This is a genomic window from Shewanella aestuarii (assembly GCF_011765625.1).
Taxonomy (GTDB): domain Bacteria; phylum Pseudomonadota; class Gammaproteobacteria; order Enterobacterales; family Shewanellaceae; genus Shewanella; species Shewanella aestuarii_A.
On the sequence record NZ_CP050313.1, the window covers coordinates 3,310,791 to 3,337,749 of the forward strand.

General features: G+C 40.7%; 22 protein-coding genes. 13 read left to right on the forward strand and 9 right to left on the reverse strand.

All coding sequences use genetic code 11. The features are described from left to right. Positions 1–48 precede the first annotated feature (48 nt). The 5 genes from HBH39_RS14530 to nrfA form a co-directional block, all read right to left on the reverse strand. Positions 49–1,272, reverse strand: a complete 1,224-nt coding sequence (locus HBH39_RS14530) for a tetratricopeptide repeat protein (protein ID WP_167679406.1) — start codon at positions 1,270–1,272, stop codon at positions 49–51. Positions 1,273–1,397: 125 nt separating this feature from the next. Further along, positions 1,398–1,718, reverse strand: coding sequence for a hypothetical protein (locus HBH39_RS14535; protein WP_432280123.1), 321 nt, complete (start codon positions 1,716–1,718; stop codon positions 1,398–1,400). 112 nt (positions 1,719–1,830) lie between these two features. Beyond that, on the reverse strand, positions 1,831–3,081 hold the full coding sequence (locus HBH39_RS14540; RefSeq protein WP_167679407.1) for an ammonium transporter: 1,251 nt from the start codon (positions 3,079–3,081) through the stop codon (positions 1,831–1,833). A 12-nt stretch (positions 3,082–3,093) separates the two neighbouring features. After that, the gene (locus tag HBH39_RS14545; RefSeq protein WP_167679408.1) at positions 3,094–3,432 is read right to left on the reverse strand and encodes a P-II family nitrogen regulator; all 339 of its coding nucleotides are present in this window, start codon (positions 3,430–3,432) and stop codon (positions 3,094–3,096) included. 344 nt (positions 3,433–3,776) lie between these two features. After that, on the reverse strand, positions 3,777–5,177 hold the full coding sequence (nrfA, locus tag HBH39_RS14550) for an ammonia-forming nitrite reductase cytochrome c552 subunit (RefSeq protein ID WP_432280160.1): 1,401 nt from the start codon (positions 5,175–5,177) through the stop codon (positions 3,777–3,779). Between the two features lie 287 nt (positions 5,178–5,464). Here nrfA and narQ point away from each other — a divergent pair, with 287 nt between their 5' ends. After that, positions 5,465–7,180, forward strand: a complete 1,716-nt coding sequence (narQ, locus tag HBH39_RS14555) for a nitrate/nitrite two-component system sensor histidine kinase NarQ (RefSeq protein WP_167679409.1) — start codon at positions 5,465–5,467, stop codon at positions 7,178–7,180. Further along, positions 7,173–7,802, forward strand: coding sequence for a response regulator (locus tag HBH39_RS14560; RefSeq protein ID WP_167679410.1), 630 nt, complete (start codon positions 7,173–7,175; stop codon positions 7,800–7,802). Before narQ ends, HBH39_RS14560 begins: the two co-directional genes overlap by 8 nt. 142 nt (positions 7,803–7,944) lie before the next feature. Here HBH39_RS14560 and HBH39_RS14565 read toward each other — a convergent pair whose 3' ends face one another. Then, entirely contained in the window at positions 7,945–8,313 is a 369-nt protein-coding gene (locus tag HBH39_RS14565) for a YacL family protein (RefSeq protein ID WP_167679411.1), read from the reverse strand. 211 nt (positions 8,314–8,524) lie between these two features. On the opposite strand from HBH39_RS14565, the gene HBH39_RS14570 reads away from it, so the two are divergent. Further along, positions 8,525–9,490 (forward strand): zinc transporter ZntB, encoded by a 966-nt coding sequence (locus tag HBH39_RS14570; protein ID WP_167679412.1) that lies wholly within the window; start codon positions 8,525–8,527, stop codon positions 9,488–9,490. Between the two features lie 78 nt (positions 9,491–9,568). On the opposite strand, the gene fkpA is transcribed toward HBH39_RS14570, so the two are convergent. Then, positions 9,569–10,321 carry an FKBP-type peptidyl-prolyl cis-trans isomerase gene (fkpA, locus tag HBH39_RS14575; protein ID WP_167679413.1) on the reverse strand — a complete coding sequence of 251 codons (753 nt, stop codon included), beginning with the start codon at positions 10,319–10,321 and terminating at the stop codon, positions 9,569–9,571. 153 nt (positions 10,322–10,474) lie between these two features. Between fkpA and HBH39_RS14580 the strand changes: the two genes are divergently transcribed. The 6 genes from HBH39_RS14580 to pepN all read left to right on the forward strand — a co-directional run bounded on the left by HBH39_RS14580 (position 10,475) and on the right by pepN (position 17,010). Further along, positions 10,475–11,431 carry a WD40 repeat domain-containing protein gene (locus HBH39_RS14580; protein ID WP_167679414.1) on the forward strand — a complete coding sequence of 319 codons (957 nt, stop codon included), beginning with the start codon at positions 10,475–10,477 and terminating at the stop codon, positions 11,429–11,431. Positions 11,432–11,446: 15 nt separating this feature from the next. Further along, positions 11,447–11,659, forward strand: coding sequence for a SlyX family protein (locus tag HBH39_RS14585; protein WP_167679415.1), 213 nt, complete (start codon positions 11,447–11,449; stop codon positions 11,657–11,659). A 39-nt stretch (positions 11,660–11,698) separates the two neighbouring features. Continuing rightward, positions 11,699–12,205 carry a peptide deformylase gene (gene def, locus HBH39_RS14590; protein WP_167679416.1) on the forward strand — a complete coding sequence of 169 codons (507 nt, stop codon included), beginning with the start codon at positions 11,699–11,701 and terminating at the stop codon, positions 12,203–12,205. A gap of 34 nt (positions 12,206–12,239) precedes the next feature. After that, complete coding sequence (locus HBH39_RS14595; RefSeq protein WP_167679417.1) at positions 12,240–13,631, forward strand: COG3014 family protein; 1,392 nt, start codon at positions 12,240–12,242, stop codon at positions 13,629–13,631. A gap of 27 nt (positions 13,632–13,658) precedes the next feature. Then, positions 13,659–14,252, forward strand: a complete 594-nt coding sequence (lpoB, locus tag HBH39_RS14600) for a penicillin-binding protein activator LpoB (protein ID WP_208764167.1) — start codon at positions 13,659–13,661, stop codon at positions 14,250–14,252. A gap of 166 nt (positions 14,253–14,418) precedes the next feature. Beyond that, positions 14,419–17,010 carry an aminopeptidase N gene (gene pepN, locus HBH39_RS14605; RefSeq protein ID WP_167680099.1) on the forward strand — a complete coding sequence of 864 codons (2,592 nt, stop codon included), beginning with the start codon at positions 14,419–14,421 and terminating at the stop codon, positions 17,008–17,010. Between the two features lie 46 nt (positions 17,011–17,056). Here the strand turns inward: pepN and HBH39_RS14610 are convergent, their stop codons facing one another. Next, positions 17,057–18,322 carry an endonuclease/exonuclease/phosphatase family protein gene (locus HBH39_RS14610; protein ID WP_244325667.1) on the reverse strand — a complete coding sequence of 422 codons (1,266 nt, stop codon included), beginning with the start codon at positions 18,320–18,322 and terminating at the stop codon, positions 17,057–17,059. Between the two features lie 137 nt (positions 18,323–18,459). Here HBH39_RS14610 and HBH39_RS14615 point away from each other — a divergent pair, with 137 nt between their 5' ends. From HBH39_RS14615 to HBH39_RS14630, 4 genes are all read left to right on the forward strand, one after another. Beyond that, on the forward strand, positions 18,460–19,830 hold the full coding sequence (locus HBH39_RS14615) for a DUF4397 domain-containing protein (protein ID WP_167679419.1): 1,371 nt from the start codon (positions 18,460–18,462) through the stop codon (positions 19,828–19,830). Between the two features lie 185 nt (positions 19,831–20,015). Next, positions 20,016–20,510 carry a CIA30 family protein gene (locus HBH39_RS14620; RefSeq protein WP_167679420.1) on the forward strand — a complete coding sequence of 165 codons (495 nt, stop codon included), beginning with the start codon at positions 20,016–20,018 and terminating at the stop codon, positions 20,508–20,510. A gap of 18 nt (positions 20,511–20,528) precedes the next feature. Continuing rightward, positions 20,529–21,119: an HAD family hydrolase gene (locus HBH39_RS14625; protein WP_167679421.1), complete on the forward strand. Its 591-nt coding sequence runs from the start codon at positions 20,529–20,531 to the stop codon at positions 21,117–21,119. A 138-nt stretch (positions 21,120–21,257) separates the two neighbouring features. Further along, positions 21,258–21,941: an NAD-dependent epimerase/dehydratase family protein gene (locus HBH39_RS14630; RefSeq protein ID WP_167679422.1), complete on the forward strand. Its 684-nt coding sequence runs from the start codon at positions 21,258–21,260 to the stop codon at positions 21,939–21,941. 77 nt (positions 21,942–22,018) lie between these two features. On the opposite strand, the gene HBH39_RS14635 is transcribed toward HBH39_RS14630, so the two are convergent. Then, positions 22,019–26,824 carry an EAL domain-containing protein gene (locus HBH39_RS14635; RefSeq protein ID WP_167679423.1) on the reverse strand — a complete coding sequence of 1,602 codons (4,806 nt, stop codon included), beginning with the start codon at positions 26,822–26,824 and terminating at the stop codon, positions 22,019–22,021. Between the last annotated feature and the right edge of the window lie 135 nt (positions 26,825–26,959).

The window sequence follows — 26,959 nt, forward strand, 5'->3', positions numbered from 1 at the left end:
GTAACCAACGTACTAGACTCACATTTAAAGTCACTCAAAACCACTAGTCTACCAACTTTTCATTGCTTGTAACTTACTTTGGTAACGACGTTTATTGTTTAGGTCGCCGGTTAACGTAAGGGCTTTTTCCATATTCTTTTTCGCTAATGTCTGGTCGCCTGTTGCCCAATAAGCGCGAGACAAACCAAAATAAAACTCATGACGATAATCGGCTTTCTCAACGGCACGCTTATACCATACCAAGGCTTCTTGATATTGTTTCTCAAAATACGCATGTTGCGCCATATCATAGTAATAAAACGGATTATTTATACGAGCTAACTCCAATATTTTATGGACTTCAGCCCACTCCTCTAATCTATCTTGTTCGCCTAAAATCAAAGCTAAATTAAATAAGGTTGTGACATCATGCGAGTCGACACTTAACGCAGCTCGATAGGCTTGCTCAGCTTTTTTATCATCTCCCTTGCGACGATAAATAACCGCTAATGTATTAATACTTGATACATAGTAAGGGTCTAGTTGAATACTTTTTTTAACTAAGGCGTAAGCTAAGTCAAGTTGTTGACTGACTAGCGCCTCTGCAGCAACGTTGTTATAATACATTGCTGTAAGTGTTTGCTTATTAACTGTTTTTTTACTGTAACCTCTTATAGCCCGCTCTGGCAGAAAATCAATTAACACCTTACTTCCACGTACAAAGTAGGTATTAGATTCTGCAACAGGAGAGAACAGTAGGTTGACATGACCATTGACTAAATAAAATCCTCCTCGCTTATCCCAAACAGGCTCAACGTCAATATCTTGGAACTCAACAGGTATATTAAAAACATCAGCCAATGCGGCTGAAAGTACCACTAATGACATACAGTTGCCCATTCTACTCAATGCGGTTTCTTGGGCATTTCGAGTGTAATGATCGCGATATTCAAAGCCACCTTGCTGTGCACCAATATACTGAGCTAACCAATCATGTACCGCTAAATTTTTACTGCGGATCGACTTATCTTTCAAATAGGCTTGTTTAACTTCTATGATCACTTCTTGTGGTAGTGCGAAAATTTCTTCAGGAGATTGTATTGCTACAGGCGTAAACAGCTCATCATAAAACAAGGCGTCAGTATTAAGATTTTGTGTAGTTTCAGGGGTAGTTTGGCAGCCAGATAGCAGTAAAAATGACAGTAAAAAGACAGCAACCTTGGCTTCTCTAACTGCAATTGACGCAAGGTTTATCGCCAGCTCATATATCCAATGACTCTGTATGGTCAGCATGGCTCACCCTCCTAAATCCACAGACGCTAAGCTAAGTTTAGTCAAACGATAAAGATTTGACTAAAAAATCGCCTAAAAAGTGGAGATTAAATAAAGTGAATACCTAAACCAACATTGATATATGGCTATTCCTCGGTTTGAGGAGGGTCTATTTGTATAAAAAGCTCTTGATTTTTATGTTGATAAGGGCGGTACGACAGCCCATTACAACGATAGTAATGATAAGGTTTTACAACGGGTAAACACCCAAGTGGTAAGGCTTGTAAAATCTGGATTTGCTGCTGCATTCTTAAAGCTTCACGCCATTGATGATCTTTAGCAACTTGATCCCTTACAGCAAAAGCATCAAAAGGCTCAGAAGACTTTCGCACAACAACCTGCCCAGCAAAAACCTGACTAGCTGCAAATGTAAATCCAATCAATACTAACGCAAATATTTTCATCATCAGACCTTCAAGTTCAATCGCTACTCTTTAATTTAGCACAAAGGTTCTTTTATATAGATACAAAAAGAGCCCTTAGCGGGCTCTTTTGATTAACATAAATTAAATCAGATAATTAACTAGCAGACTTAACACTTACAAACTCAGGGTAAGCATCAATACCACAGTCAGAAGCATCCATACCATTGTATTCCTCTTCTTCTGTTACACGGATCCCCATAGTTACTTTCAGCACAAACCATACCGCTAATGAAGCAGCGAATACCCAACCAAAGATAACTGCTGCGCCGAATAACTGAGAACCGAAGCTAGCATCAGCATTTGATAACGGCACTAACATCAAACCTAAGAAACCCGCTACACCATGAACTGAAATGGCACCAACTGGGTCGTCAATCTTGATGCGGTCAAAGCCAATGATTGAGAAGATAACAACGCCACCAGCAACCAAGCCAATCACACCAGCCATCACGAGTGAAGGTGATAATGGATCAGCAGTAATAGCGACTAAGCCCGCTAGTGCACCATTTAAAATCATAGTTAAATCAGCTTTACCCCAAACCATTTTACACACAATCAATGCCGATACGGCGCCGAACGCTGCAGCTGAGTTAGTATTAACAAAGATTTTTGCAACTGCTGAAGCATTCTCAGCATCTGATACTAATAACTGTGAACCACCGTTAAAGCCAAACCAACCCATCCATAGAATAAACATACCTAATGTAGCCATAGGTAAGTTTGAGCCAGGAATTGGGTTAACTTGGCCATTTACTCCATATTTACCTTTACGAGCGCCAAGTAATAACACTCCAGAGATAGCGGCAGCAGCACCAGCCATGTGGACAATACCACTACCAGCAAAGTCAACAAAACCGGCTTCTGATACAAATCCACCACCCCAAGTCCAATAACCTTCAACTGGGTAGATAACAGCCGTCATCACAACAGAAAACACTAAGAAAGCCCAAAGCTTCATACGTTCTGCTACTGCGCCAGATACAATTGACATCGCAGTGGCTACGAACACAACTTGGAAAAAGAAGTCAGACTCTAATGCATGATCTGCATCTGATGCTTGTGAACCAATTAAGGCTGCAAATGATGGGATAATTCCGCCTTCAGCATTATCGACATACATGATGTTGTAACCTACTAGGAGGTACATGATGCAGGCAATAGAATAAAGACAAACGTTTTTGGTTAAAATTTCTGTGGTATTTTTAGAACGCACTAAACCCGCTTCAAGCATGGCAAAACCTGCTGCCATCCACATTACTAATGCGCCAGAAATTAAAAAGTAAAATGTATCTAACGCAAAGCGTAACTCGCTAACCGTGACACCTAGTTTTGCTAATTCTTCCATTATCATCACCCTTTATAATGCTTCGTTATCTACTTCACCCGTACGAATGCGGATGGCTTGCTCTAAGTCAGTCACAAAAATCTTGCCATCACCAATTTTGCCGGTATGGGCCGCTGCGGTAATAGCTTCAATTAACATGTCTAAATTTTCAGCTTTAGTGGCAATTTCTAGTTTTACTTTTGGTAAAAAATCCACTTGATATTCGGCGCCACGATACAACTCAGTGTGACCTTTTTGACGGCCAAAGCCTTTAACTTCTGTTACCGTCATACCTTCAATGCCCATTCCTGCAATAGCTTCACGGACATCATCCAATTTGAACGGTTTGATGATTGCGCTGACGAGTTTCATCCCGACCTCCTAAAATAAAAAGAATTGTTAAGTTGTTATAAATTTGTATAACTAACTAATTCAATCATTAGGCCATTTTTTTAAGGTATTGTTTTTAAAAGGATCTAAAGTTTATTTGCTGCATGATGCAACAAATAAAGCACCATGCCTGTGCATAATAAAATGGCAATGCATGATCTTGGTGCAGCAGAATTTCAGGGGTGTACAATTTTGGCGCAGGTAAAAAAATAAAATATTGCTAAGTAAAAAGCCCTCAATGTTGAGGGCTTTGATCGACTACCAATCTGACAAGTTAACTTATCTCGATAACGTATCGTTAGATTTCGTTTATAGCCTAGGCTCGCTTATTTATATGTTGCTTCACGCTTTTTAGCTTCAGCATCCCATTTAGGTACCATGTTGTTTTTGAACGCTTCTTTATCAGCATTCATTTTCTTCATGTCCATACCTAGTGCAGCTTGTGCTTTAGCTTTAGTTGATGTATCAGGGTAAGCAATTGGCTGTTTAACACCTTTAGCCGCTAATAACTGAGCAAGTTTAACACGCGCATCAGCCGCTTTATCAACTGCGGTACCTAATATGCGTAAAGCTTCATCTGCGGCATGTGCTGCTACACCGTGTGATGCCGTTGCATAATCCCAGCGCCACTGTGAATGACGAATATCCATTAAGATAGGCTTCATTTCTGCTTCAGTCGCACCTGCATCCCATGCAGCTTTGGCTTCAAAGTGAGCTTTTACCAATTGCTCTTCAGCACGCGCTTTTAAGTCAGCCACTTTATGCTTACGTTCTTCAGTTAAATTAACCATGAACTCTTTGCTTTGATTATGACAAGTTGCACAAGTGTCGTCGAAGCGATCAAATGGATTACCTACTTTATGATCAGTGAACTTACCTTTACCGTTTTCTTTAGCTACTTTAGGCATATGACAATCAGTACAAGTTACATTGTTCTTACCGTGTACGCCGAGTTTCCAAGTTTCATAACCTGGGTGCTGTGCTTTTAGCATTGGTGTTTTAGATACTGCATGAGTCCAATCAGAGAACTCCATGTTGTCATAGTAAACTTCCATTTGCTCAACTGTAGTTCCCATATCCCAAGGGAATTTCACAAAACCGGGGCGATCTGCTGTTTTCTCAAAATAATATTCAACGTGACACTGGCCACAAACCATTGACTGCTTGTCTTTACGCGAGGCTTTATCAAATGGGGTACCAATTGCTTCCATTGCGCGAGCTGCAAAAGGACGAGACATGCGAAGTTTAGCTGAACCTTTTTCATGACAGTCAGCACAACCAATAGTATTGACAATCTCAGGACCACCTTTTGCCCACTTGCCAGCAAAATAACCATTCTCACCTTGCTCTTCTATTACACGTGGTACATCAGGGCTTTTACAGCTCCAACACGCCATTGGCATTGGGCCATCTTCCGCACTGGTTGGGGCACCTGTACGAAGTGTATTTCTAACATCAGTTAATGCATACATATGGCCACGTGGTGCATTGTAATCTTTGGCAAAACCATATCCCGCCCATAAAACGACCAAGCTCGGTACTTCTTCGAGCATATCAACAATTTCTTTGCTTTCTGCGGTATCGTGCCAAGTTTCATATTGAGCAGAGTATTTATCTTTAAATACTTCATTTCTTGGTTCGGTTTTATCGCTTGCCATTACCCCTGAAGCTAAAAAGCTTGCAGCAATTACTGCACTTAGCGCCGTTGTTTTTAAGTTCATCTTCATCACCTTCATTCTCCGTGTTACATTATGTTTTAATTTCATAAGCACGTATTCCAGCAACAAAATTAGCTGCATTAAGCGAAATTAAATATACCCCTTATGAGGTATAACCGACGAAGTTTGCGCCAGATCAAAATGTAAACGTGTTGCAGTTCACGTTTTTGCAATTTTGTTAACCAACCAAACGCAAGCAAATGTGAAACCTGCTATTTCTCTAGCGTTTAGTTCAACTTGTTAAACCTTGTGCAGATAGATTTAATTAACAACAATCAAACAAAAATGGAATGTAAATGTTAAAACGTGGCAGCCTAACGTCCACCATCTTCGGGCTAATGTTAGTACTCATTTTGCTTTCATCGAGCCTAGCAATTTACGCGATTATTAATTTATCTTTTAGTATTGGAGACGCGCGCGCCATTAATGCTTCAGGTTCTTTACGCATGCAGAGTTATCGTCTGCAATTTTTTGCCAATTCTGATATCAATAAAGTCAAAGATAAAATTATTGAATTTGAAAACACTCTCAATTCAGATGTATTAAAACGCTCATTAGATTGGTACACCCCAACATCTCTATCAGGCCAGTATTTGTTGGTTATTGATAAATGGCAGGTGATGCGCGAATACGCTGAAAGTGGCAATTCAACACTGTATAACGCTGCCTTGAAAGACTTTGTTGATACGATTGATTTACTGGTATTAGAAATGGAACACTTTGCGGTGTTCAAATTAAGATTACTGGTTTTCAGCCAAGCGATTGGTTTAGTATTAATGCTTATTTTGGCCGCTGTGGCAGTAATATATACGCGTAAGCGCGTAGTTAAACCTTTGCAACTGCTTATGGATAGTGCCATCACCATTTCGCAAGGCAATTTTAACGTTGATATGCCTAAAACTGAGTTTATTGAATTAACGGCCCTCAGCAATGCTTTGAAAAAAACCGCCACCGAACTATCAACCTTGTATGAAGATCTAGAAGGACAAGTCTTCGAGAAAACCATCGCGTTAACAAAGGCCAATAACGAATTGAATTTTCTGTATGACAACTTGATCATGCTGAACTCTGAAAAGCTGGATTACAAAGCATTGAAATCCGCTTTGAATCAGTTGCAAGGCTATGAAAAATTAGATTACTTACGCTTAGTCATCCAACATGAAGATAACTCACAGGATGTTATTGAAGCAGATAAAGGCTGGCCTGCAGAACAAATGATAAGCGTTAAATTCCCTTTACAACTTGAGCAGATTAGCCAAGGTTATTTAGAAGTCATTTCAACAGAGAAAATCAATCGACCATTATTTATTAACTTTGCTCTGATGCTTGCTCGCTCAATTACCATCCACAATGCTTCTGAACAGCGCCAGCAGTTGGCGTTAATGGAGGAGAGAGCGGTAATCGCCAGAGAGTTACATGACTCTATAGGGCAGTTGTTATCATTTTTAAAAATCCAAGTCAGTTTACTGCGCAAAAAACTCCCAGAGCAATGCCGCTGTGCTGATGTAGATCTGCAAATAACTGAAATCAATGATGGAGTAAACTATGCCTACGCCCAATTACGAGAACTACTTTCAACGTTCCGCTTAAGTATAAAAGAACCCAATTTACATCAAGCATTAGAAGTCATGTTAGATCAATTAAGGCCACAAACCGAAATCCAATTACAGCTAAACTACAACTTGCCTGCACACCTATTAGAAGCAAAGCAACATATTCATATTTTGCATCTCACCCGCGAGGCAACTTTAAATGCAATAAAACACGCCCAAGCACAACATATCATGATAAATTGTCAATTAGCGGATGATACGGGTTTAATCAACATTTGTATTGCCGATGATGGCATGGGGGTTTCGCATTTAAAAGAGCGCGATCAACACTTTGGTATCGGCATCATGTATGAACGAGCCACTAAATTAAATGGCCAGCTGTCCTTTGATTCGAATCATAATGGCGGCACCACAGTCACACTTAGTTTTCCACCACAGCAGGAGCCTTTAAATGGGTAAACCATATTCTGTACTCGTTGTCGATGACCACCCTTTACTTCGTCGTGGGATTTGCCAACTTATTACCTCAGATGGTGATTTCACTTTATTTGGTGAAGCCGGAACCGGTTTAGATGCGTTAACCGCATTAAACAATAGCGAACCTGACATCATTTTATTAGATTTAAATATGAAAGGTATGTCAGGCTTAGATACCTTAAATGCTATGCGCCAAGAAGGGGTCACAGCTAGAATAGTCATTTTAACTGTATCAGATGCCAAACAAGATGTGATTCGCTTATTACGCGCTGGAGCAGATGGTTATCTATTAAAAGATACCGAGCCGGAAATTTTGCTAGAACAGCTCAAAAACGCCATGTTAGGCCACCGAGTACTTAGTAAAGAAGTTGAAGATTACCTGTATGAACTGAAAGAAGCTGCTGATGATAACGAGTGGATTGCTAGCTTGACCCCACGTGAACTGCAAATTCTGCAAGAACTGGCTGAAGGAAAAAGCAACCGAGTGATATCTGAAGATTTACACATTAGTGAAGGCACGGTAAAAGTGCATGTGAAAAACTTACTACGTAAGGCCAATGCAAAATCTCGCACAGAGATGGCGGTTAGATACTTGAATCAATAAATAATTTAAACGGTATCACGCTAGATAAATTTAACCAATATTGGTCAAATTTAATAATAAAACACGATGGCTATCACTTTGGTGTAGAAATCGTGTTTTTTATTCACTCCGCAACACAAATCAAATACATGTTTGCATTCATTTATTCCTGTATAAACTTCAGCCAACTTGTTAATGCTGTTTCAAAATCTTCTAAGCCGCAAAAACCCTCAGACTCAGCATCATAAAGTCCCATACCCTCTTCAAAATCATGTTCTTCTTCAAAATCAATGGCATTAACAAAAATACGGACTTGCTCGTTATCAGCATCAATCGTTAAATCTTGGCCAATATCACGCCATTGACTTCTCTGCTTAGACACCAATTGCGCAATATCAGTTAATATTGACTTAGCCCTAGCAGCATCGTCGCCCAGCTCTTCAGCAAACCAACGACCAAAGACTTCATGTTCCATACTAAAGTTTGCAAAAACCGTCCCATCTAGGCGGTTGCGTCGAAATTCGTATTCCATCGTTCATCCAACTATATCGAAAAACCTACTATTTATAGTGTAACTTACACCAATCATTTTGCCTCTATCTTTGAGGAGGTTCTTTACCCTACCTTGAGGTATATGACTATTATTTGTTTAAACACAATGGCATAAATCTTATTTTGGAATGTCACTAAAGTATCGTAAAGTGCAAAGATACAAGATCAACTTAGCCTAAAGGCAATATGTCATGAGAAATGGATTTATTTACAGTCTGTTATTAAATGGTCCTCAAGCAGGTAAACAGCTAAGCCCGCAAGAAGTAGCCCAATGGAAACCTGAAGATGGTTTGCTGTGGATGCACTTACGCTATAAAGAGCCTGCTGTACGTAAATGGATATTGCACTGTGGTCTACCTAAAACAGACACAGATACCCTGCTAGCTTCTGACACTCGGCCAAGAGTAGTTAGTTCTGAAAAAGCGATTCTCATGGCTCTGAGAGGGGTAAACCTCAACCCCAATGCCGATCCTGAAGACATGGTGGCGATTCGGATTTTTGCTCAAGAGCATCGTATTATTTCAACCTGCGAGCGCCAACTGCAATCAGTCATTGATGTTGCCGATGCCATAATCGAAGGCAAAGGCCCAAAAGACACTGCAGCATTTATCATGGCTGTTACAGAACAATTAACTCAGCGCAAAGTGGAGTTTATTCGTAAACTCGATGAAACTATGGATGAGTTAGAAGAAGCCGTGGTGACTAATAGTGATAAAAACTTGCGCATCGATATTGCCGATCTTCGTAGGCAAACCGTTATTTTGAGGCGTTACCTTGCCCCACAGCGTGAAGCAGTCTCTCGGATGATGAATGAACAAAGCGACTTATTTGATGAGCATGACAAACTCAGGATCCGTGAAATTCATGAAACCATCGTCAGAGTGATTGAGGACTTAGACGCCATTCGCGATCGGGCCGGAGTAACCCAAGAAGAGTTGCAATCGCATCAATCTGAGCAAGTTAACAAACGCCTGTATTTTCTATCGCTTATTTCAGCGATATTTTTACCGTTAGGATTTTTAACAGGTTTACTTGGTGTCAATATTGCTGGTATTCCAGGTGCGGATACAGATTGGGCATTTGCAGCGTTTTGTGGTGGGCTATTAGGTTTAATTGCGATTCAAATGTTGATATTTTACCGCTTAAAGTGGCTTTAGCCTGCGGTGAATAAATGGCAAAAAGGACGCTGAAGCGTCCTTTTTATCAATATCTTATCGCATTAAAACCGTTTGGATTTATTGCTCTGCAGGTACGGCTGCTTTCTCAATTGAGATCAATTCAACATCAAATACCAATGTTGAATTCGCAGGGATAGTGCCAGTGTCACGATCGCCATAAGCTAATTCAGCAGGGATAACGAACTTGTATTTTGAACCTACAGGCATCAGCTGAACACCTTCAGTCCAACCAGGGATCACGCGATTAAGTGGAAACTTCGCGGTTTCACCACGAGCATATGAACTATCAAACTCAGTGCCGTCGATTAATGTACCACGGTAATGAACTTCAACTGTATCTTCTGCAGCAGGCTTATCACCTTCGCCAGCAGTTAATACTTCATACTGTAAACCTGATTCCGTAGTAACAACACCTTCTTTAGCTTTGTTTTCTTCTAAGAACTTTTGACCTTCAGCCACTGACTTAGCAGCCAACGCTTCAGCTTGCTCTAAACGCTTGTCATTTAGCTTTTTATCTAGACCTTGCAATACAGTTTGCATTTCTTCTTCAGTTAACTCAGCAGTATCACCTAAACCATCGCTGAAACCTTTGATGATTAATGCGCGATCAACGGCAAAGCCTAATTCTTCTTGCTCTTTGATGTGACCAGACATGTACTTACCAATAGATGCACCTACGCTATAAGCTTCTTTACTTGCTTCAGCTGTTAGATCAACTTTTTTAGCTTCAGCAACGGCTTGTTCTTGGTTACACGCAGACAAACCGACAACAGCTAATGCAACTAACGATAATTTGTAAATTGATTTCATTAAGGCTTCCTCAGCATCCTTTAGTGGTTACAATAAGCTCATCACGCTCATAATGAGATGATTAGACTAATATTAGTTGGCCACTTTATACTAACTATTTCTGATATACCATTGGGTTGAGTCTTTATGGACAACTTTTTAAGGAGCAAGTTCATGTTACGCGTTCCAATGCTGTTTTTTTGCACATTTTTTATCACAGCTTGCCAACCAGTGGCTGATGACACTTTTGCTGTCACAACCGATGCAAGTTACAGTGCAACCTTGTCTCAAGATGGTCAACATGCATTAATTAGTACTGCTAGTAATGGCGTTCAGCTGTGGTCACTCGCCAATAAACAGCTCAAATATCAATGGGTACATGGAGCCAAAAACACCAGTAATGTATTTGATACTGCTATTTCTAATAACAATCTTTACGCAGCAACATTAGCCAGTGATTCGGTTGCGATTTGGAATATGCAAAGCGGTGAATCTATCGGTTGGTGGGCATTACCCGCTTATGCTCAAAGCATTGCCCTAGCTAACAATGGTCATGCTTTAATTGGACTAGTGGATGGCTCTGTCATGTCTTTATTACCGAGTAACCAAGGTTTAATACAATTTTTAGGTCATAAAGAAAAAATTAACAGTGTGTCAATTTCTGATGATGGCCAATTCGCACTGAGTGGCGGCAATGATGGTTTGATCATCTTGTGGCAAGCAACAACTGGGCACCCCTTGCAGCAATGGCAATTAGAATCACGCATAACTAAAGTATTACTTAGCCCAAGTGGGTTACTCAGTTTTGCCAGCGACATTGCTGGCAATGCCAGTATTTGGCAGTCAAATGATGGTCTAAAAGTATCTAGTCTTGATATAAAGCGCCGCCAAATGACCTTTTCATCCGCGCGTTTTATTCAACAAGACCAACAACTGCTGACCGGCACCCCGTCAAAAGAAGTGTTTTTGTGGCAAGTTGACTCAGGCAAGCGTCTTCAGCGATGGCAAGTTCAGGTAACGAAAAACAGCCAAAATCGTGGCGCTGTAGTATACTCTGTCGCCCAACCAAGCAATGGCAGTATTGTCAGTGTTAGTAGCCAAGGCTTAATTGAAACTTGGCATGTAGAATAGCGTTAAGAGGTTTTGATGGAACAGCTGTTAGCAAAAATTGATGACTTAGAAACTAAGATTTCATTTCAAGAACTCACTTTAGAAGAGTTGAATCAAGAGGTGATTAAACTTAATGATTTGGTGTCTCGTCAGCAGCACCAAATCATGTTGATGGTGAATAAAATGCAAGCTATGGAACCTAGTAACATGGCTACTCAAGCAGAAGAAACACCACCGCCGCATTACTAAACATCAGTACCATCAATTTTTTAAAAGGACATAGGCGTTATGTCAAATTCAGGCTTGATGCCTATCGCAACCACTGGGGATGCGATTTTAACTAAAGCGGCAATCGCGGTAACGGTTTTTGACGATGAGCTCGCTAAACTTGCCGAAAAAATGATGCTCACCATGACAACAGCAAATGGTGTCGGGATTGCTGCGCCACAGGTTTTCAGCCCTTTAGCCATGTTTATTATGGCTTCTAAGCCCAATGCTAGATACCCCTTAGCGCCTAGAATGGAGCCTGTGGTAGTCGTCAACCCACGAATAATTAACACATCAGAACACATGGAGTGTGCTGAAGAAGGCTGCTTATCAATCCCTAGCAAACGCCTTTCAATTTGGCGTCATCAACAAATTACTGTTCAGTATCAGAATATTGCTGGTAAAGTCATCCATCAAGCACTTGATGGTTTTGTGGCTAGAATTTTTCAACATGAATATGATCATCTGCAAGGGATAACATTACTTGAACGCAGCCAAATGCCAGAACAAACTGTTATGCTAATGTAAGTTTAATAGTGACATAGGGAGCACTAAGATTGACATGAAAGTCAAAGCCTTGCGAACATCGCGCTACTTATTAAGCAGTCTACTATTGAGTGTGACACTTTCTGGCTGCTCACTTAACAGTCTATTTATCAGTTACCCTTCGCAAATAGCCCCTTATAAACAACAACTTAATGGCCCTATTTCAATGGTCAACATTGAGCCATTAGTCAATGCGATTGACTCAAATGATGGCTTACTCTATGCCCAAGAAGCAGGCCGCATAGCCCAAATTAATGGCAACTTTGATCAAAGTAAAACCTACTATCAACAAGCCATTGCTGCTTATCAACTTTTTGATGACAAAGCCAAAATTAGCATGTCTGATATGGGCGCCAAAGCCAGCAGCTTATTATTAAATGATAATGCAATTCCGTATCGCGGCCCCGGCTATGAGCGCATAATGCTACATCAATATCAGGCATTAAATTATTTATTTAGTGGTGATGCTCAAGGCGCATTAGTGGAAGTAAGGCGCAGTAATGAACTTCAAAGCAGTGAACAAGCCCGTTATCAAGCATCACAAAAGTCCGTTCAAGCCATGGCCAATGGCACCATTGACGCTGAAATGAATAAACTGGGCAAATCGGCAGGCACTACCACCAGCTCGTTTTTAAATGCATACAGTTATTACACCACAGGCTTATTACATGAATTACTCGGTGAACCTAATGATGCCTTTATTGATTATCGAAAAGCCGCCCAAATCACGCCCAATAATCCCTATCTGCAACAAGATTTAGTTCGCCTTGCGAAACAATTAGCAATGCCGCAGTACAGTGATTTTAAAAAACGCTGGGGTGAGGCTAAATTGCCAAAAGCGAATCAAGGTCAAGTGGTTATCATGCTTGAACGCAGCTTTGTGCCAGAAAAACAAAGCTTAACCGTCCCTTTTACCATAGACGGCAACTGGCAAACAGTTTCGCTTGCCACCTATTCGCCGGTAAATAATTTACTGCCTGCGGCGCAAATTCAAGGTTTAGGCAGCGTATTAAATACCGCCCCTATTGCCAATATAGATGCATTAGCCATTAATGCGTTAAAAGAAGATTTACCCGCAGCGCTGGTGCGTCAAGCGTTACGGGTTTATGCCAAGGCCGAGTTAGCCAGCAGTGTTAGCAGTGACAGCAAACGCCGCCGTAATGAAATGGATGCTGGCGCAATCGCCATGCAAATATTTAATGTCATCACTGAACAAGCTGATCGCCGTAGTTGGTTAACCTTACCCAGACAAGCCCAAATCGGTCGTCGTTATGTCGAACCGGGCAATTATCAATTAAGCTTAAACCCAAACAGTAATACACAAATTGAAGTAAAACCCAATAGAACAACATTAATTTGGATGATTGATACTGGTAATCGTACCCGTTTTTATTCAATAATCCTTTAATTGCACTATCACATTATGGAATTGATTATGAAACCAATGAAACTGATTTTTGTATTAGCCGCAGTAATAGGCCTAGCAGCCTGTCAATCTAAAGTAGAATATGGCGATGCAACTGAAGTTGAAACCGTCAATGAAAACTTTGGCTCAACCGATCTGCAAGCGATTGCCGCAAAAATGGTTGATAGCATGCTAACCTTTCCTCCCGTCATTGTAATGACTCAAAATGACCGCCCTATTATTTTTGTTGATAGCATCAAAAACAAGACTTCGGAACACATTGACACAGAATCAGTCACAGACACCATCAGCAATAAATTGCTTCGTTCAGGCAAATTTAGATTCATTGATATGACAAGAGTCGATTCGGTTCGCAAACAGTTAGACTACCAAAACAATGCCGGTATGGTTGACCCTACTACTGCGATTAAATTTGGTCGTCAAATTGGTGCTCAGTACATGCTATACGGCAATCTGTCGAGCATTGTTAAGCAAGATGGCAGCACTAAAGATGTTTATTATAAAATGACAATGCGCTTAATGGATTTAGAAACCGGTTTGATTGAGTGGTCAGACGAAAAAGAAATCCGCAAAACCAAATCTAAGTCTTTCTTAGGCATGTAGGCCAACAGTACACACCTTAAAGCCGGCACTCGTGTCGGCTTTTTAATAAAAACCAATAATAAAAGTAGCTTGAATCAACCACAATCAACCTACGTTAGGGAAAACTTAAGTGAAACTGCAACACTCTAAAATCATTAAATTAAGTTGTATTAGTCTTTTAGCCATTATGTTGTTCGGGTGCGCAGCCACTGCGCCCAATCTGTCCTTACGCGATAACTCACCTTTTATTAGCCAGCAACAAGCCAGTGAGCGTTCGCGAGTGATCAGCGATGTAGATTATCAACTCACCTTCTTTTTAAGCGAACAAAGCGAGTTTAAAGCGAAATCCGTGGTTAATTTCAATTACCAAGGCAAAAGCAAAAACCTCAGCTTAGATTTGAACCAAGCCAATATTCAATCCATGTTGATTAACGGTAAACGGATTTATCCTAACTACAACGGCAGTTACATCATCATCAACCCCAGTTTACTTAATAGCGGTCAAAACAGTATTGAAGTCGAGTTTACTCGCCAACACAGTACCAATGGAGAAGGGCTACACCGTTTTGTTGACCCCGTTGACGGCAAAGTATACTTGTACTCTCACTTTGAACCTGCAGCTGCGCAGCAAATGTTTGCAGTATTCGACCAACCGGATTTAAAAGCGACTTTTCAACTCACTGTAAATGCACCAAAAGATTGGCAAGTGATCAGTGCCATGCGTGAAACCAGTGTGACCGACCAAGGTGAAACAAATCTATGGCAATTTCCAGCCTCGCCCAAATTAAGCCCTTATAATTTTTCAATGCATGCAGGGCCTTACCACGTATGGCAAGACAACAGCACCACATACCCAATGCGCTTATTTGCCCGCCAATCTGTTATCGAGCAAGTGACTGCCGAAGATTGGTTTACCTATACAAAACAAGGCTTAAGGTTTTTTAATGATTATTTTGGCATCCCTTATCCGTTTAAAAAGTATGACCAAATATTAGTACCCGACTTTTTATATGGCGCCATGGAAAACGCCGCCGCCATTACCTTTTCCGAAGACAGATTTTTATTTAATGCCAAAATGAACGCCTCACAAAAAGAGCGTTTAGCTGGCGTGATCATGCACGAAATGGCCCATCAATGGTTTGGTAATTTAGTCACCATGAAATGGTGGAATGGCTTATGGCTAAATGAGAGCTTTGCCGCATTTATGGGTACACTAGCCACCAGCGAAGCCACTGAGTTTAGTCATGCTTGGCGCACCTTTTACGCTTCAGGAAAACAACGCGCCTTCCAGTTAGACAGCCTAGTAACCACTCACCCAATTGAAGTCCCCGTCGCCACAACCCAAAATGCATTTGATAATATCGATGCCATCACCTATCAAAAAGGAGCATCGGCCCTCAAACAATTACGCCACTTATTAGGGGCAGAAACCTTTCGTCAAGGTGTTAGCCAATATCTGAAAGATTTCAGCTATCAAAATGCAGAACTTGATGATTTTATCGAGAGTTTAGCTAAGGCCAGTAACCGAGATTTAAGCCAATGGACGCAGCAATGGCTATATCAAGCGGGTGTTAACCGTATTAAAGCCAATTATATTTGTGAAAATGACACTATCAGTGAATTTACTCTTGAACAAACCGCCGTTAATGATGAGTTTCCAACACTTAGACAGCAAAAAGTTCAAATTGGATTGTTTTACAAATATCGCTCTGAATTATCAAAACACCGTAAAGTTGCAGTAACTTATCAAGGCAAACTGACTGACGTAAAGCAACTAGTAGGCGAGCAATGTCCTGATTTAGTTTACCCAAATTTAGATGATTGGGGCTTTGTTAAAGTCGATTTGGATGAGCGCTCATTAAAAACGGCTAAACAATCCCTTAGCTTGGTGCATGACCCACTGCTTCGTTCAATGTTATGGCAAAGCTTGTGGGACAGTGTTATTGACGGTCAAGCACCATTAAATGATTTCATCAATGTTGTGTTAATTAATGCCCCAAACGAACACGACTATACGATTTTAGGTCAAGTGATTGACAATTTATATCGCGCCCAAAAGATGCTCGATTTAATGGCACCAATGCATCAAGACTACGCCACCAAAGTCACGCGAGCCATAAGCCAAATGAGTCTGCGCATGGTCATGGAGCACCATCAAAATAGTGATTTTCAACGTCGCTGGTTTGCAGCCTACATTCATTTTTCTACCCAAGCAGATTCACTGTCACATATTCAACAGTTACTACTAGGTAAAAGCCACATTCGCGGCCTGACATTGGATCAAGATTTACGCTGGGCGTTGTTAAAGCAATTAAATCGCTTTGATTATGGCAATGCTTACCAGTTATTAATGGCAGAAAAAGCCAAAGATAGCTCAGATTCAGGTCAAAAAGCGGCAATTGCAGCACAAGTGATCAGGCCGCAAGCCGTGCTAAAAAGACAGTGGTTACATGATATTGAGCACAATCACAGCATGCCATTTTCAAAAAAACGGGTAGCGATGTTTAACCTGTATCCCGCAGAGCAAAAGTTATTAAGTGCTGCGACGGCTGAAGAACGTTTAACGGATCTGATTGAATTAGATAAACAAGGTCCAGTGTTTATGCGCAGCTACACCCAAGCGTTGATTCCACAAGCTTGCTCGCAAGACAATATCGAGTTGCTAGATAACGTCTTAAATAGCCAAACTGGCTTATCTAAACTGACCCGGCGAGCATTACTTGAAACCCGTCAGTATGAACAGCGCTGTGTGAATATCAAATTTAAAATCACGCACTAATCTATCGATATAAAAACAAAATACCCAGCGAGTTGCTGGGTATTTTTTATCGTAAACTAAATCGCATCATAACAGGGGCATGGTCTGTGCTGTCACTGTCTCGGTCGTAATCAGGACGCACAAGATGCCTATCAAAAGTTTGGTACTCATCAATATGGGCTAAATTTTTGAGCTGCTTAGGATCAAACTCACTGGACACTAAAATATAATCTAATACCGACCCAGTACTGCCGTAATAGTGTGTGGCAGGTCTTGGAGACTCAGTTGGCGCATTGTTGTATGAAACCGACTCAAACTCATCAAAGGCTAAAGTGACATTATTTTTACTGGCGGTTTTGTATAATTCATAGCTGTCATAAATCAAAAATTGATTAAGCTCTGCCATTAACTGGCTTTCACTCAAGCCTTTTAAGTGCCCATCGTCTATATCACTGCGATAAACTCGTAAGTGTTGATTAAATGCCGCAAATAAATCACTGCGTAAATGATCATTAAAATCACCCATTAATATAAACGGATAGCCTTTGCTGTGACGCCTTAACAACATTTGCTGACAAAGTAGGGTCGCTTCATTACCCCGCTGAATACTGGATGCCCAACGGCCTAAAACTTGCCTGACAACAAAATCGGCGGCGCCGGTCGCACCAGAATCAGCAAAATCAATTTTATCTAATCCGCTGCGCTTCGATTTCAAATGAATGACATAACAATCGCAGCGGCCAAACTGCGGCAACTCAACCGTTGCCCTTAACGGCATACGACTAAAGTTAAAATCGGCTAACCCCAGCACAGTCGTTGCGGCCTTATCGACCGCCACATTCGCCATGTCAACTATGGGATAACGACTCGCTAATGCGACCACAGGATGACGATAAACATAGTCATTTTGTACTTCAGGTTTATCTAACACCGCAAAATGCACATAACCTAATTCATTAACTAACTCCGCTAGCGCATCAGGGCTAAACACCTCTTGAAAGCCAATAATATCCGGTTGATGTTTAGCAATAAACTGTTTCAGCCAATGGCATTTTTTTTGCCATTGCTGATCAGTGTAAATATTTTCAAAATCATAATACGCATTGGGTGGCTCAATAAAATTAAACAGATTAATGCTCATAACACTGTAATTTAACGCGACTAAAACATTTTTTTGAACGTCACCGGCATCAACATGACGAGCAATGCTTAAAGATTTATTGTTGTTTTGATTAACAGGTGCAGACAAAGGCTTCTCAAACATCATTTTTGCATTGGCGTTAATCATAGGCTTAATAGCAACAGATAACAATGACAGCGCCAGCCTTGCCATAACAAGTTTAATCCTTAAAAATCAATACAGTAAGCCGTAAGCAAACAATTTAGCAACATTTTTTAGGTAAATTTGAACCACATAAAATTTATCAGCGTATAGAAATCCGTCAAATCACTCTATGAGGAATCACTAAAATGAAACGGATTTATCCATTTGCATTATGTATCTCGCTAGTTGGTCTAACCGCTTGTTCTGATGATGACGATGATAAAGTTGTCACACCAGACACGCCAGAAGTTGAATATTCACATGTTAGAGTCATCCATGCGGGTAGTGATGCCCCAATGGTTAATGTTATGGCCAACGGAGCAGCATTATTAAGCGATGTTGATTACGCCATGTCCAGTGGTTTACTCGAAGTCACATCAGCCACCTATGATATTGATGTTGATGCATTACTAGCAGACGGCACCACGTTAACAGTACTGGAAGCTAATTTAGCAACCGAAGCCAACACAGAATACACTGCGGTTGCGCTGGGCACGGTTGCCGATGAAAGCTTAATGCTTAAATTGATTGCAAACCCAACCGCTGAGATCGCCGCTGGATACGCAAGGGTACAAGTGCTGCACGCCACGCCATCTGTAGGTTTGGTTGATGTCTATGTCACCGCCCCTGGCGATGATATTAGTGCTATTGCACCAACTCTATCAGCCAACTATATGGACAACAGCACTCAGCTTGAGGTACCTGTAGGCGACTATCAAATCCGTATCACAGGCTCAAACTCTAAAGAAGTCGTTTTTGACTCGGGCACAGTCGCACTGGGCGACATGATGGACTATTTTATCAGCGCAATTCCAAATACTTGGTCTGGAGACTCGCCAGTTGCATTACATGTCGCCTTACCTGAAGGGCAAGTCATTCTAAATGATATTAATAGCGGTGCTGATATTCGAGTCGTTCATGCGGTAGCGGACGCACCAGCTGTTGATGTGTTTTTAGATGAGGCTACAACGCCAGCAATTGATATGCTTGAATTTGGAAAAATAGCAGGTTACGTCAATGTAGCTGAAGGCCAGCATACCGTTACTGTGGCAGCTGATGCTGACAATTCAGTAGTGGTAATAGACAAAGCCCCTGTCGAATTAATGCTTGGCATGAGTTACAGCGCACTGGCTATCGGGTCATTATCAGATGGTATGATTGAGCCTCTAGTACTGACAGAAAAAACACGTAGAGTCGCAACCGAAGCTAAACTAACAGTTACTCACGCAGCTTACTCTGCACCCGAGGTAGATATTTATCTTACAGCAACCGCTGATATTAGTGAGGCAACACCAGCTCTTGAAGATGTGCCGTTTAAAGCATCATCAGGCAGCCTAAGCGTTGCGCCGGGAACCTACACCATTAGTGTAACGGTTGCGAATACTAAAGATGTTGCAATCGGCCCACTAGAAGTGACTTTAGAGGCTGCCGGCGTGTACGGCGTAGCCGCAGTGGATAATGTTGGAGGAGGCGCACCATTTAATGTGATCCTACTTGATGACTTCACCGTAATGTAAGTTGATATTGTTCTAACGGACATCATCTCATCACCTGCAAAACCTTTAACGGCTTATCACTCCCCTGATGATAAGTCGTTTTTTTTGTAATACTTAAATGACTTATTGAGGTTGAAAGTATGCAGATCAGGCGCAAGGTTCTTTTAATATCAGTGTTGTTGTTTTATTCATTACAGGGAAATACCATGCAATTACAATTTAATCAAACTGAACATTTTAATGAATGGAAGATAAGTAATGATGGTGTCATGGGAGGCCTTTCGCAAAGCAGGCAAACAGTGACAGACAAAGGGGTTATTTATCAAGGCGAAGTGTCATTGGCCAACAATGGCGGCTTTGCTTCAATTGAATATCTTCTCACACAAAAACTGAATAATACTCCACCATTATCAAGCATAACCTTAATCGTTACAGGAGACGGCAATCGCTATCAACTGCGCTTAAAAACCCCATGGTTAAATTATGGCGAAGCCTACATCGCAGAGTTTGACACGCAAGCGGGGATAGAAACTCAGCATGATTTTACCATCAACGATTTTAGGGTAGGTTTTCGAGGACGAGATGTTTACAATGCCCCTAAGCTTAATATTAATCAAGTCGATCGTATCGGAATATTAATTGCCAATAAGCAGCAAGGTGATTTCACTATCTTACTGCAATCAATCACCCTGAATGAATAAACATAAGGAAATGGCAAATTGGCGCTATCAAACATTCAAGGCATTATTTTTGACTTAGACGGGACCTTAGTCGAATCCAGCCTAGACTTTACCTTAATTCGCGACCAAATTGGCTGCCCCCATGATGTAGACCTACTGACATTTATTGACGATCTTGATTGTGAACAACAAAAGAAACAAGCTAACAGCATTGTTTTTGAACATGAAAATCGAGATGCTCAATATGCAAAATCACTCACAGGCCTTGATGAGCTACTGAGTCATATTGATAAAATTAACTTGCCAAGCGCTATTGTTACTCGCAACAGTAAAGCCGCTACTGAGCAAAAACTGCAGCAAAATAATATTGATATAGCATTAGTGTTAACCCGCGAATGTTACCCCGCTAAACCTGCCCCCGATGCCTTACTTGCCATTGCAAAGCAATGGAACATTCCACCGAAACACATCGTCTACGTTGGTGATTACCTATACGATATACAAGCGGCTAAAAACGCTGGCATGCTTGCGTGTTTTATTAATCATGGCAAACCCAAAAGCTATCAACATTTAGCCGACATTATTGTCGAAAACCTACCGCATTTACTGACTTTTTTATGCAAGAAATAATCATCAGGCATCATTGCTTTGCTAGCCACCATCATAAACCAATTTATTTATATACAAAGCGAGATAACACATTGAAACTCTGCGTATAGCTCGCTACATTGGCTATAACTTAAACTTATTTATCGTTGGGATATTGTCATGATTGCAGCTATTGTTGGGGCGACAGGGTTAGTCGGAAAGGCATTGCTAGAGATGTTATTAGACAGTGACCGCTATCATAAAGTCATTGTCATTGGGCGTTCACAACCACAACTTGCTGCGCATCACTATGGCGAAGAAAAGCTGCACTTTATTCAATGCCAACTTGATGAAATTCATGAGATCACATTAACTGACACGATCGACCATGGTTTTTGTTGTTTAGGCACCACCATTCAAAAAGCCGGTAGCCAACAAGCATTTATTGATGTCGATAAAGTCGCTGTTATTGCCTTTGCCCAATTACTAAAAAATCAACGCCATTCTAAGTTGGTATTCCAGATGATTAGTGCATCTAATGCCAATGCTGAATCATCATTATTTTACAGCCGGGTAAAGGGCGAAACCGAACAAGCTTTGCAGCAATTAGCACTACCTCACTTGCAAATATTCCAGCCAAGTTTATTGCTAGGACATCGGGATGAGCACCGTCCGCTTGAAGATATAGCCCAGTGGTTATTTGGCATCACAGCAGCGACGTTCATTGGTCCATTAAAAAAGTATCAACCAATCAAAGCCACAGCGGTTGCGCAAGTGATGTTTGATAGCGCTTCATCGGCAACCGCTGCCGTTAGCATTTTTGATAACACGCAAATTCATTTGTTAACTCAAGAAGTCAGTTAACGAGAACCACTTAACGAACACTTTATTGATCTCGAACAAAGTTAAAATATATTGGCTGTTTAGCCCATTCGACTAATTCAAACATCAGAATCAGCGTGCGAATCTATATGACTTTTGAACCAAGTTTCAAACTCATCAATAGGGAGGGGTTTGCTAAATAAGTAACCTTGATAGTGAGCACAACCTTCCATTAGCAAGATATCACGCTGCTCTTCAGTTTCTACGCCTTCAGCAATGATCTCTAGGGCCAAATTATCTGCCATGGCGATAATTGTCCGGACGATAGTGCGATCATTCTCATCAATCACCACATCTCTCACAAATGATTGATCTATTTTAAGCTGATCAAGTGGAAGCCGCTTTAAATATTGAAGTGATGAGTACCCAGTACCAAAGTCATCTAATGAAAATTGCACGCCAAGTTTTTTTAGGGACAGCATAGTCGCAATTGTGGCATCAATATTTTGTAGCAACATACTTTCAGTGAGCTCAAGCTTCAGTAATTGTGGATTGATAGCATAATGCTCAATAGCCGATGTCACTTTTTGCACAAAGTCGGCTTGATGGAATTGTCTCGCGCTCACATTAACAGACAAAACTAAATGACTCATGCATTCTTGTTGTTGCCATAATTTTAATTGGGCGCAAGCAGAGTTAAGCACCCATTCACCAATCGCTAAAATAAGACCCGTTTCTTCAGCAATAGGAATAAATTCCATCGGAGAAATCAAGCCTCGATCAGGGTGAAACCAACGGATCAACACTTCTGCCCCTAATGGCTGGTTAGCATTATCCACTTGCACCTGATAATACAATTGGAATTGTTGCTCATTGACGGCAAGACGCAGTTCACGCTCAAGTGTTGAACGAGTATTAATATCGGCTTGCATTTGAGGATCAAAAATACATATTGCATTGCGGCCATTATGTTTGGCCTGATACATAGCAATATCAGCATGCCTAATTAATGTTTCCGGTGACACATCATGGTCATTAAAAATGATAACACCTATGCTTGTACTGGTATGGTATTCATGATCTGAAAGTTGATAGGTTTGATTGAGGCTAGATAAAATTTTGCTTGCCACACTTTTTGCATCGACAATGGCAACGTCTTGCTCATTACTTAAATTTTCAAGTAAAACAATAAACTCATCCCCTCCAAAGCGGGCAACAGTATCATGCTCTCTCACCATATCTTGTAAGCGGTTAGCAATTTGCTTTAATAATTGATCACCTTGTTCATGGCCAAGGGTATCGTTAAGGGTTTTAAAATGATCGATATCGAGAAAAAGCAAAGCACCTTTAGATTTTGTTCGTGCACTTGATGCTAATGCTTGACTTAGGCGATCCATAAACAAGCGCCGATTAGGCAATTTGGTCAATGGATCATAAAAAGCCAATGAGTGGATTTCTTTTTCGGCGGCTTTGTTGGCCGTAATATCGGTTAAAGTTGCTACATAATGGGTAATTTGTTGAAGATCATCTTTTACAGCCGTAATCGTCAGTTGCTCAGGATAAATTTGACCATTTTTGCGTTTGTTCCAAATTTCACCTTTCCACGCCCCTTTGTTATGTATTGTTTGCCACATCATAGAATAGAACCGAGCGTCATGAACGTTTGAGCTTAACAAACGCGGGTTTTTACCAATCATCTCATCAATGCTGTAGCCTGTTACCTCTGTAAAAGCCTGATTAGCCCTAAGAATATTACCATTTGCATCTGTCACAAACATGCCCTCTTGGGACTCAAATGCAATGGCTGCGATACGCATTTCTTGGGCAATTTTTTGATGTTCAGTGATATCGGCGAGAACACAATGGGTTTTCACAAAATCGCCTTTTGCATCTTTTTGCACGCGACCATTTAATAATACCGTGATGAGCTGACCATCTTTCTTTTTTAGGGTTAATTCAGTGCTTATATAACCATCATTTTTAAATTGATTAAATCTCGTTGCGCATTCAGATCTTTTGTCATCCATCCAAAGTTGGTGAAATTTTGTATGTAAAATATCTTCTTGCGTATACCCCAACATATCACAGAGCTGTTGATTAACATCAATAAACTCACCTTCTGAATTTAATGATTGATATGCTATTGGAGTATGCTCAAATAACTCCCTAAAACGTGACTCACTGTCTTCTAACTGCTGATGAATTTTTTCACGCTCGGTAATATCCGTAAATACTGTGGCAAATTGGTTTTCCATAGGTGAGAAAACCGAAATATTAAAATGCCGATCTAGAGGTTCAAAGTAAACGTCAAAATGATAAGGTTTACCCGTTTTGACTACCCGAGCATAATCATCTATGTAAGGGGCTGAATTAACTCCATATATTTCAGTAGCTAAGCCGCCTTTTGCAAGGTTTGATTTTATGCCTGTCAGTGCTTCAAAAGCAGGGGTTACCTCAAGTATGCGATAGTCTATTGGCTGGTTATTGTCGTCATAAATCAACTCATGCAAAGCTAGCCCTTCGTTCATGTTGAGAATGAGAGATTTTAATTTTGCTTCACTTTCAAACAGTATACTTTCAGCTTCTCTAAGCTCAGTCAGATTAAGACCAAAGGCGTAGTTCAAATCGTCAAGGGTTGTAAATCCCCATAAAATGTTTTTCCTCGATCCATCTTGGCAAGTGACAATCGTCTCCATAGGCTCTATTTCTGAATGAGTTTCAATTGCCTTCTTCACCTTGAGTTGCCACTCTGCACTAACTTGCTCGCGATAAGCTTCATCAGGATAGGCTAAAGGCCACCAATCTGCAGCACTTGATACTTCATTGATGGTGTAACCAAACAGTTTTGTAAAAGTTGGGTTGATATAGCTTGCCACTTGCTCCTCGTCAGCAGACACATAAATAGCCATAGGAATGGTTTCTATCATTGCTTGAAAGCTAGCATCTTTTGCTTTTAGTGCTTCACGGGCTTGCTTCTTTTCACTTATGTCATGGGAAAAACCAATTGTGCCAATCAACTTGCCCAACGGATCTAATAGCGGACTTTTAAATGTTTCTGTATATCGAATTTGCTGGCCATCTATTATTGGCTCTTCTTCAATATGTTTTGTTGTTTGAGATGATAACACCTCTGCATCATCAACTAGGTAGCCTTCGGCTATCTCTTTTGGCCAAATATCAAAATCGGTCTTTCCCTTAATCTGGCTTATGTCTGTCAACTTAAGTATATCGGCATACTTTTTATTGATGTTTAAGTAGCGTCCATGGATGTCTTTTTGCCATATTAAGAACGGGGCATTATCTAAAATTGACCGCAAGCTAGACTCACTTTGTTCCAATGCCGTTTTAGCAAGATAATGTTGCCCTGTAAGGCTAAGCAATAATATTTGTAATAAACCCGTAAAAACTAAGCCAATGAGTAATATTTCCCATGCCATCAAGCTTAAATGAGAGTCGAAATAATGAGCGCTTGGAATGATGGTTAATTGCCACGTTCGGCCGCCCACTTCAATATCGGCTTGCCATAAGTATCTATTTGCAGAAAATGCCGCAATTTGATTTGTTTTAAAAAGCGTTGCTTGGTTATTCGAGACATGTTTATCTTCAAGTAATACATCAATACCTTCCATTAGCCCTTCGGAAAATAAATGTTGCATCATATTTTCAATACGCACCACAGCCACTGCAAAACCTAAGATCTCGTCAGATGAATCATTAGCAAGCTCAATGGAATTGGTATTTCTATAGATAGGTGATATCAGTAATGTTGCAGCGCTTGATTCTGTTTCTTGAACAAGATTAATGGGAGATGTAGTTGCAAGACGTCTCGTTTTTAATGATCTTTTAATCGCATCAAGTCGAATAGGCTCAGAAGCAATGTCGAAACCTAATGCCCCCTTATTTATTTCAAATGGGGTAATGTAGCTAACCGGCACATAATAAGCACGTTGTTCGGCCCTCACTATTTTACTTTGCGCATTCCTTTGGGTAATGTCAAAACTTGGCTGGCTAAGGCGCCTGGTAAGGTTCGCCTCAAAACCTTCTCTGTCTGCATCAACAACATATGGGTTCCAGCTTAACCCATGTAAATCAGGGTGTATCGCGTAAAAATTTTGAGTAAATTCTTGAAATTTATCAAAACTAATATCAGGAGCAACCCGCATCAAGTTCGCAACGGATGTGACGGTTGCAACAACTCCTTCTAGCTTTGTACTAATGTGATGGTTAAGCAGCGTTCCCCGATTTTGTAGTTGGCTACTAATTTGCTGGTGCTCATTGCGAGAGACGTGGAAAAATACTATAACAGCAATGGTGAGCGTGATCAGTGTAGGGATTGCTACGGTTTTTAATCGGTATTTTCCAAACGTCTGATCCCGCAAGAGCAACAGCAGTGTTATAGGAGCAAAAAGCAGGACGCCAGTGGCATCACCAACCCACCAATTTAACCAGTTTGATGCTAGCTGATCACTACTTATAATACCAAATACATATAGCGTAAAATTGCCCCAAGTAGATGAGACCAAGCAGGCTAGCGGAGAGGTTAAGATTAAAAATAATGCGATGTCAGAAAGTGTTGTTAACTCCTGCCATTTTATTTGTGAAAAGGTAACAAGATGGGAAGCTATTAACGCTTGAATGCTTGAACCTATGGCAATTAACAATGCAATCCAAACATGCTGCATAGTCAATGCATCAAGACTTCCTGTTACCCAAAGATTGATTGCGAATGAGCCTAACCAAACCCCAGGAAGTAATCTGATCCCACCATATATAATGGCTGCCACAGCAAGGCCTGCAGCAGGAAATATAGCGGTGGCATAACCAGGCGGCACTGCAAGTTCTAACCCAGCAATCCCCAATATAAAATACATGCCAGCTAAAACGATAACTTGAACGATAAGTGAGGCGAAAAAGCGGTAATGCATTATTAACCTCTCTGGTATTCATTATCACGAAAATGAAGAAACAGTATTACCCTCTGAACACAATCACCTGAATATAATCATCTGAATTATAAGTAGTAATTTTTTTTGCCCCATAAAAGAGTAGTCGCTATATTG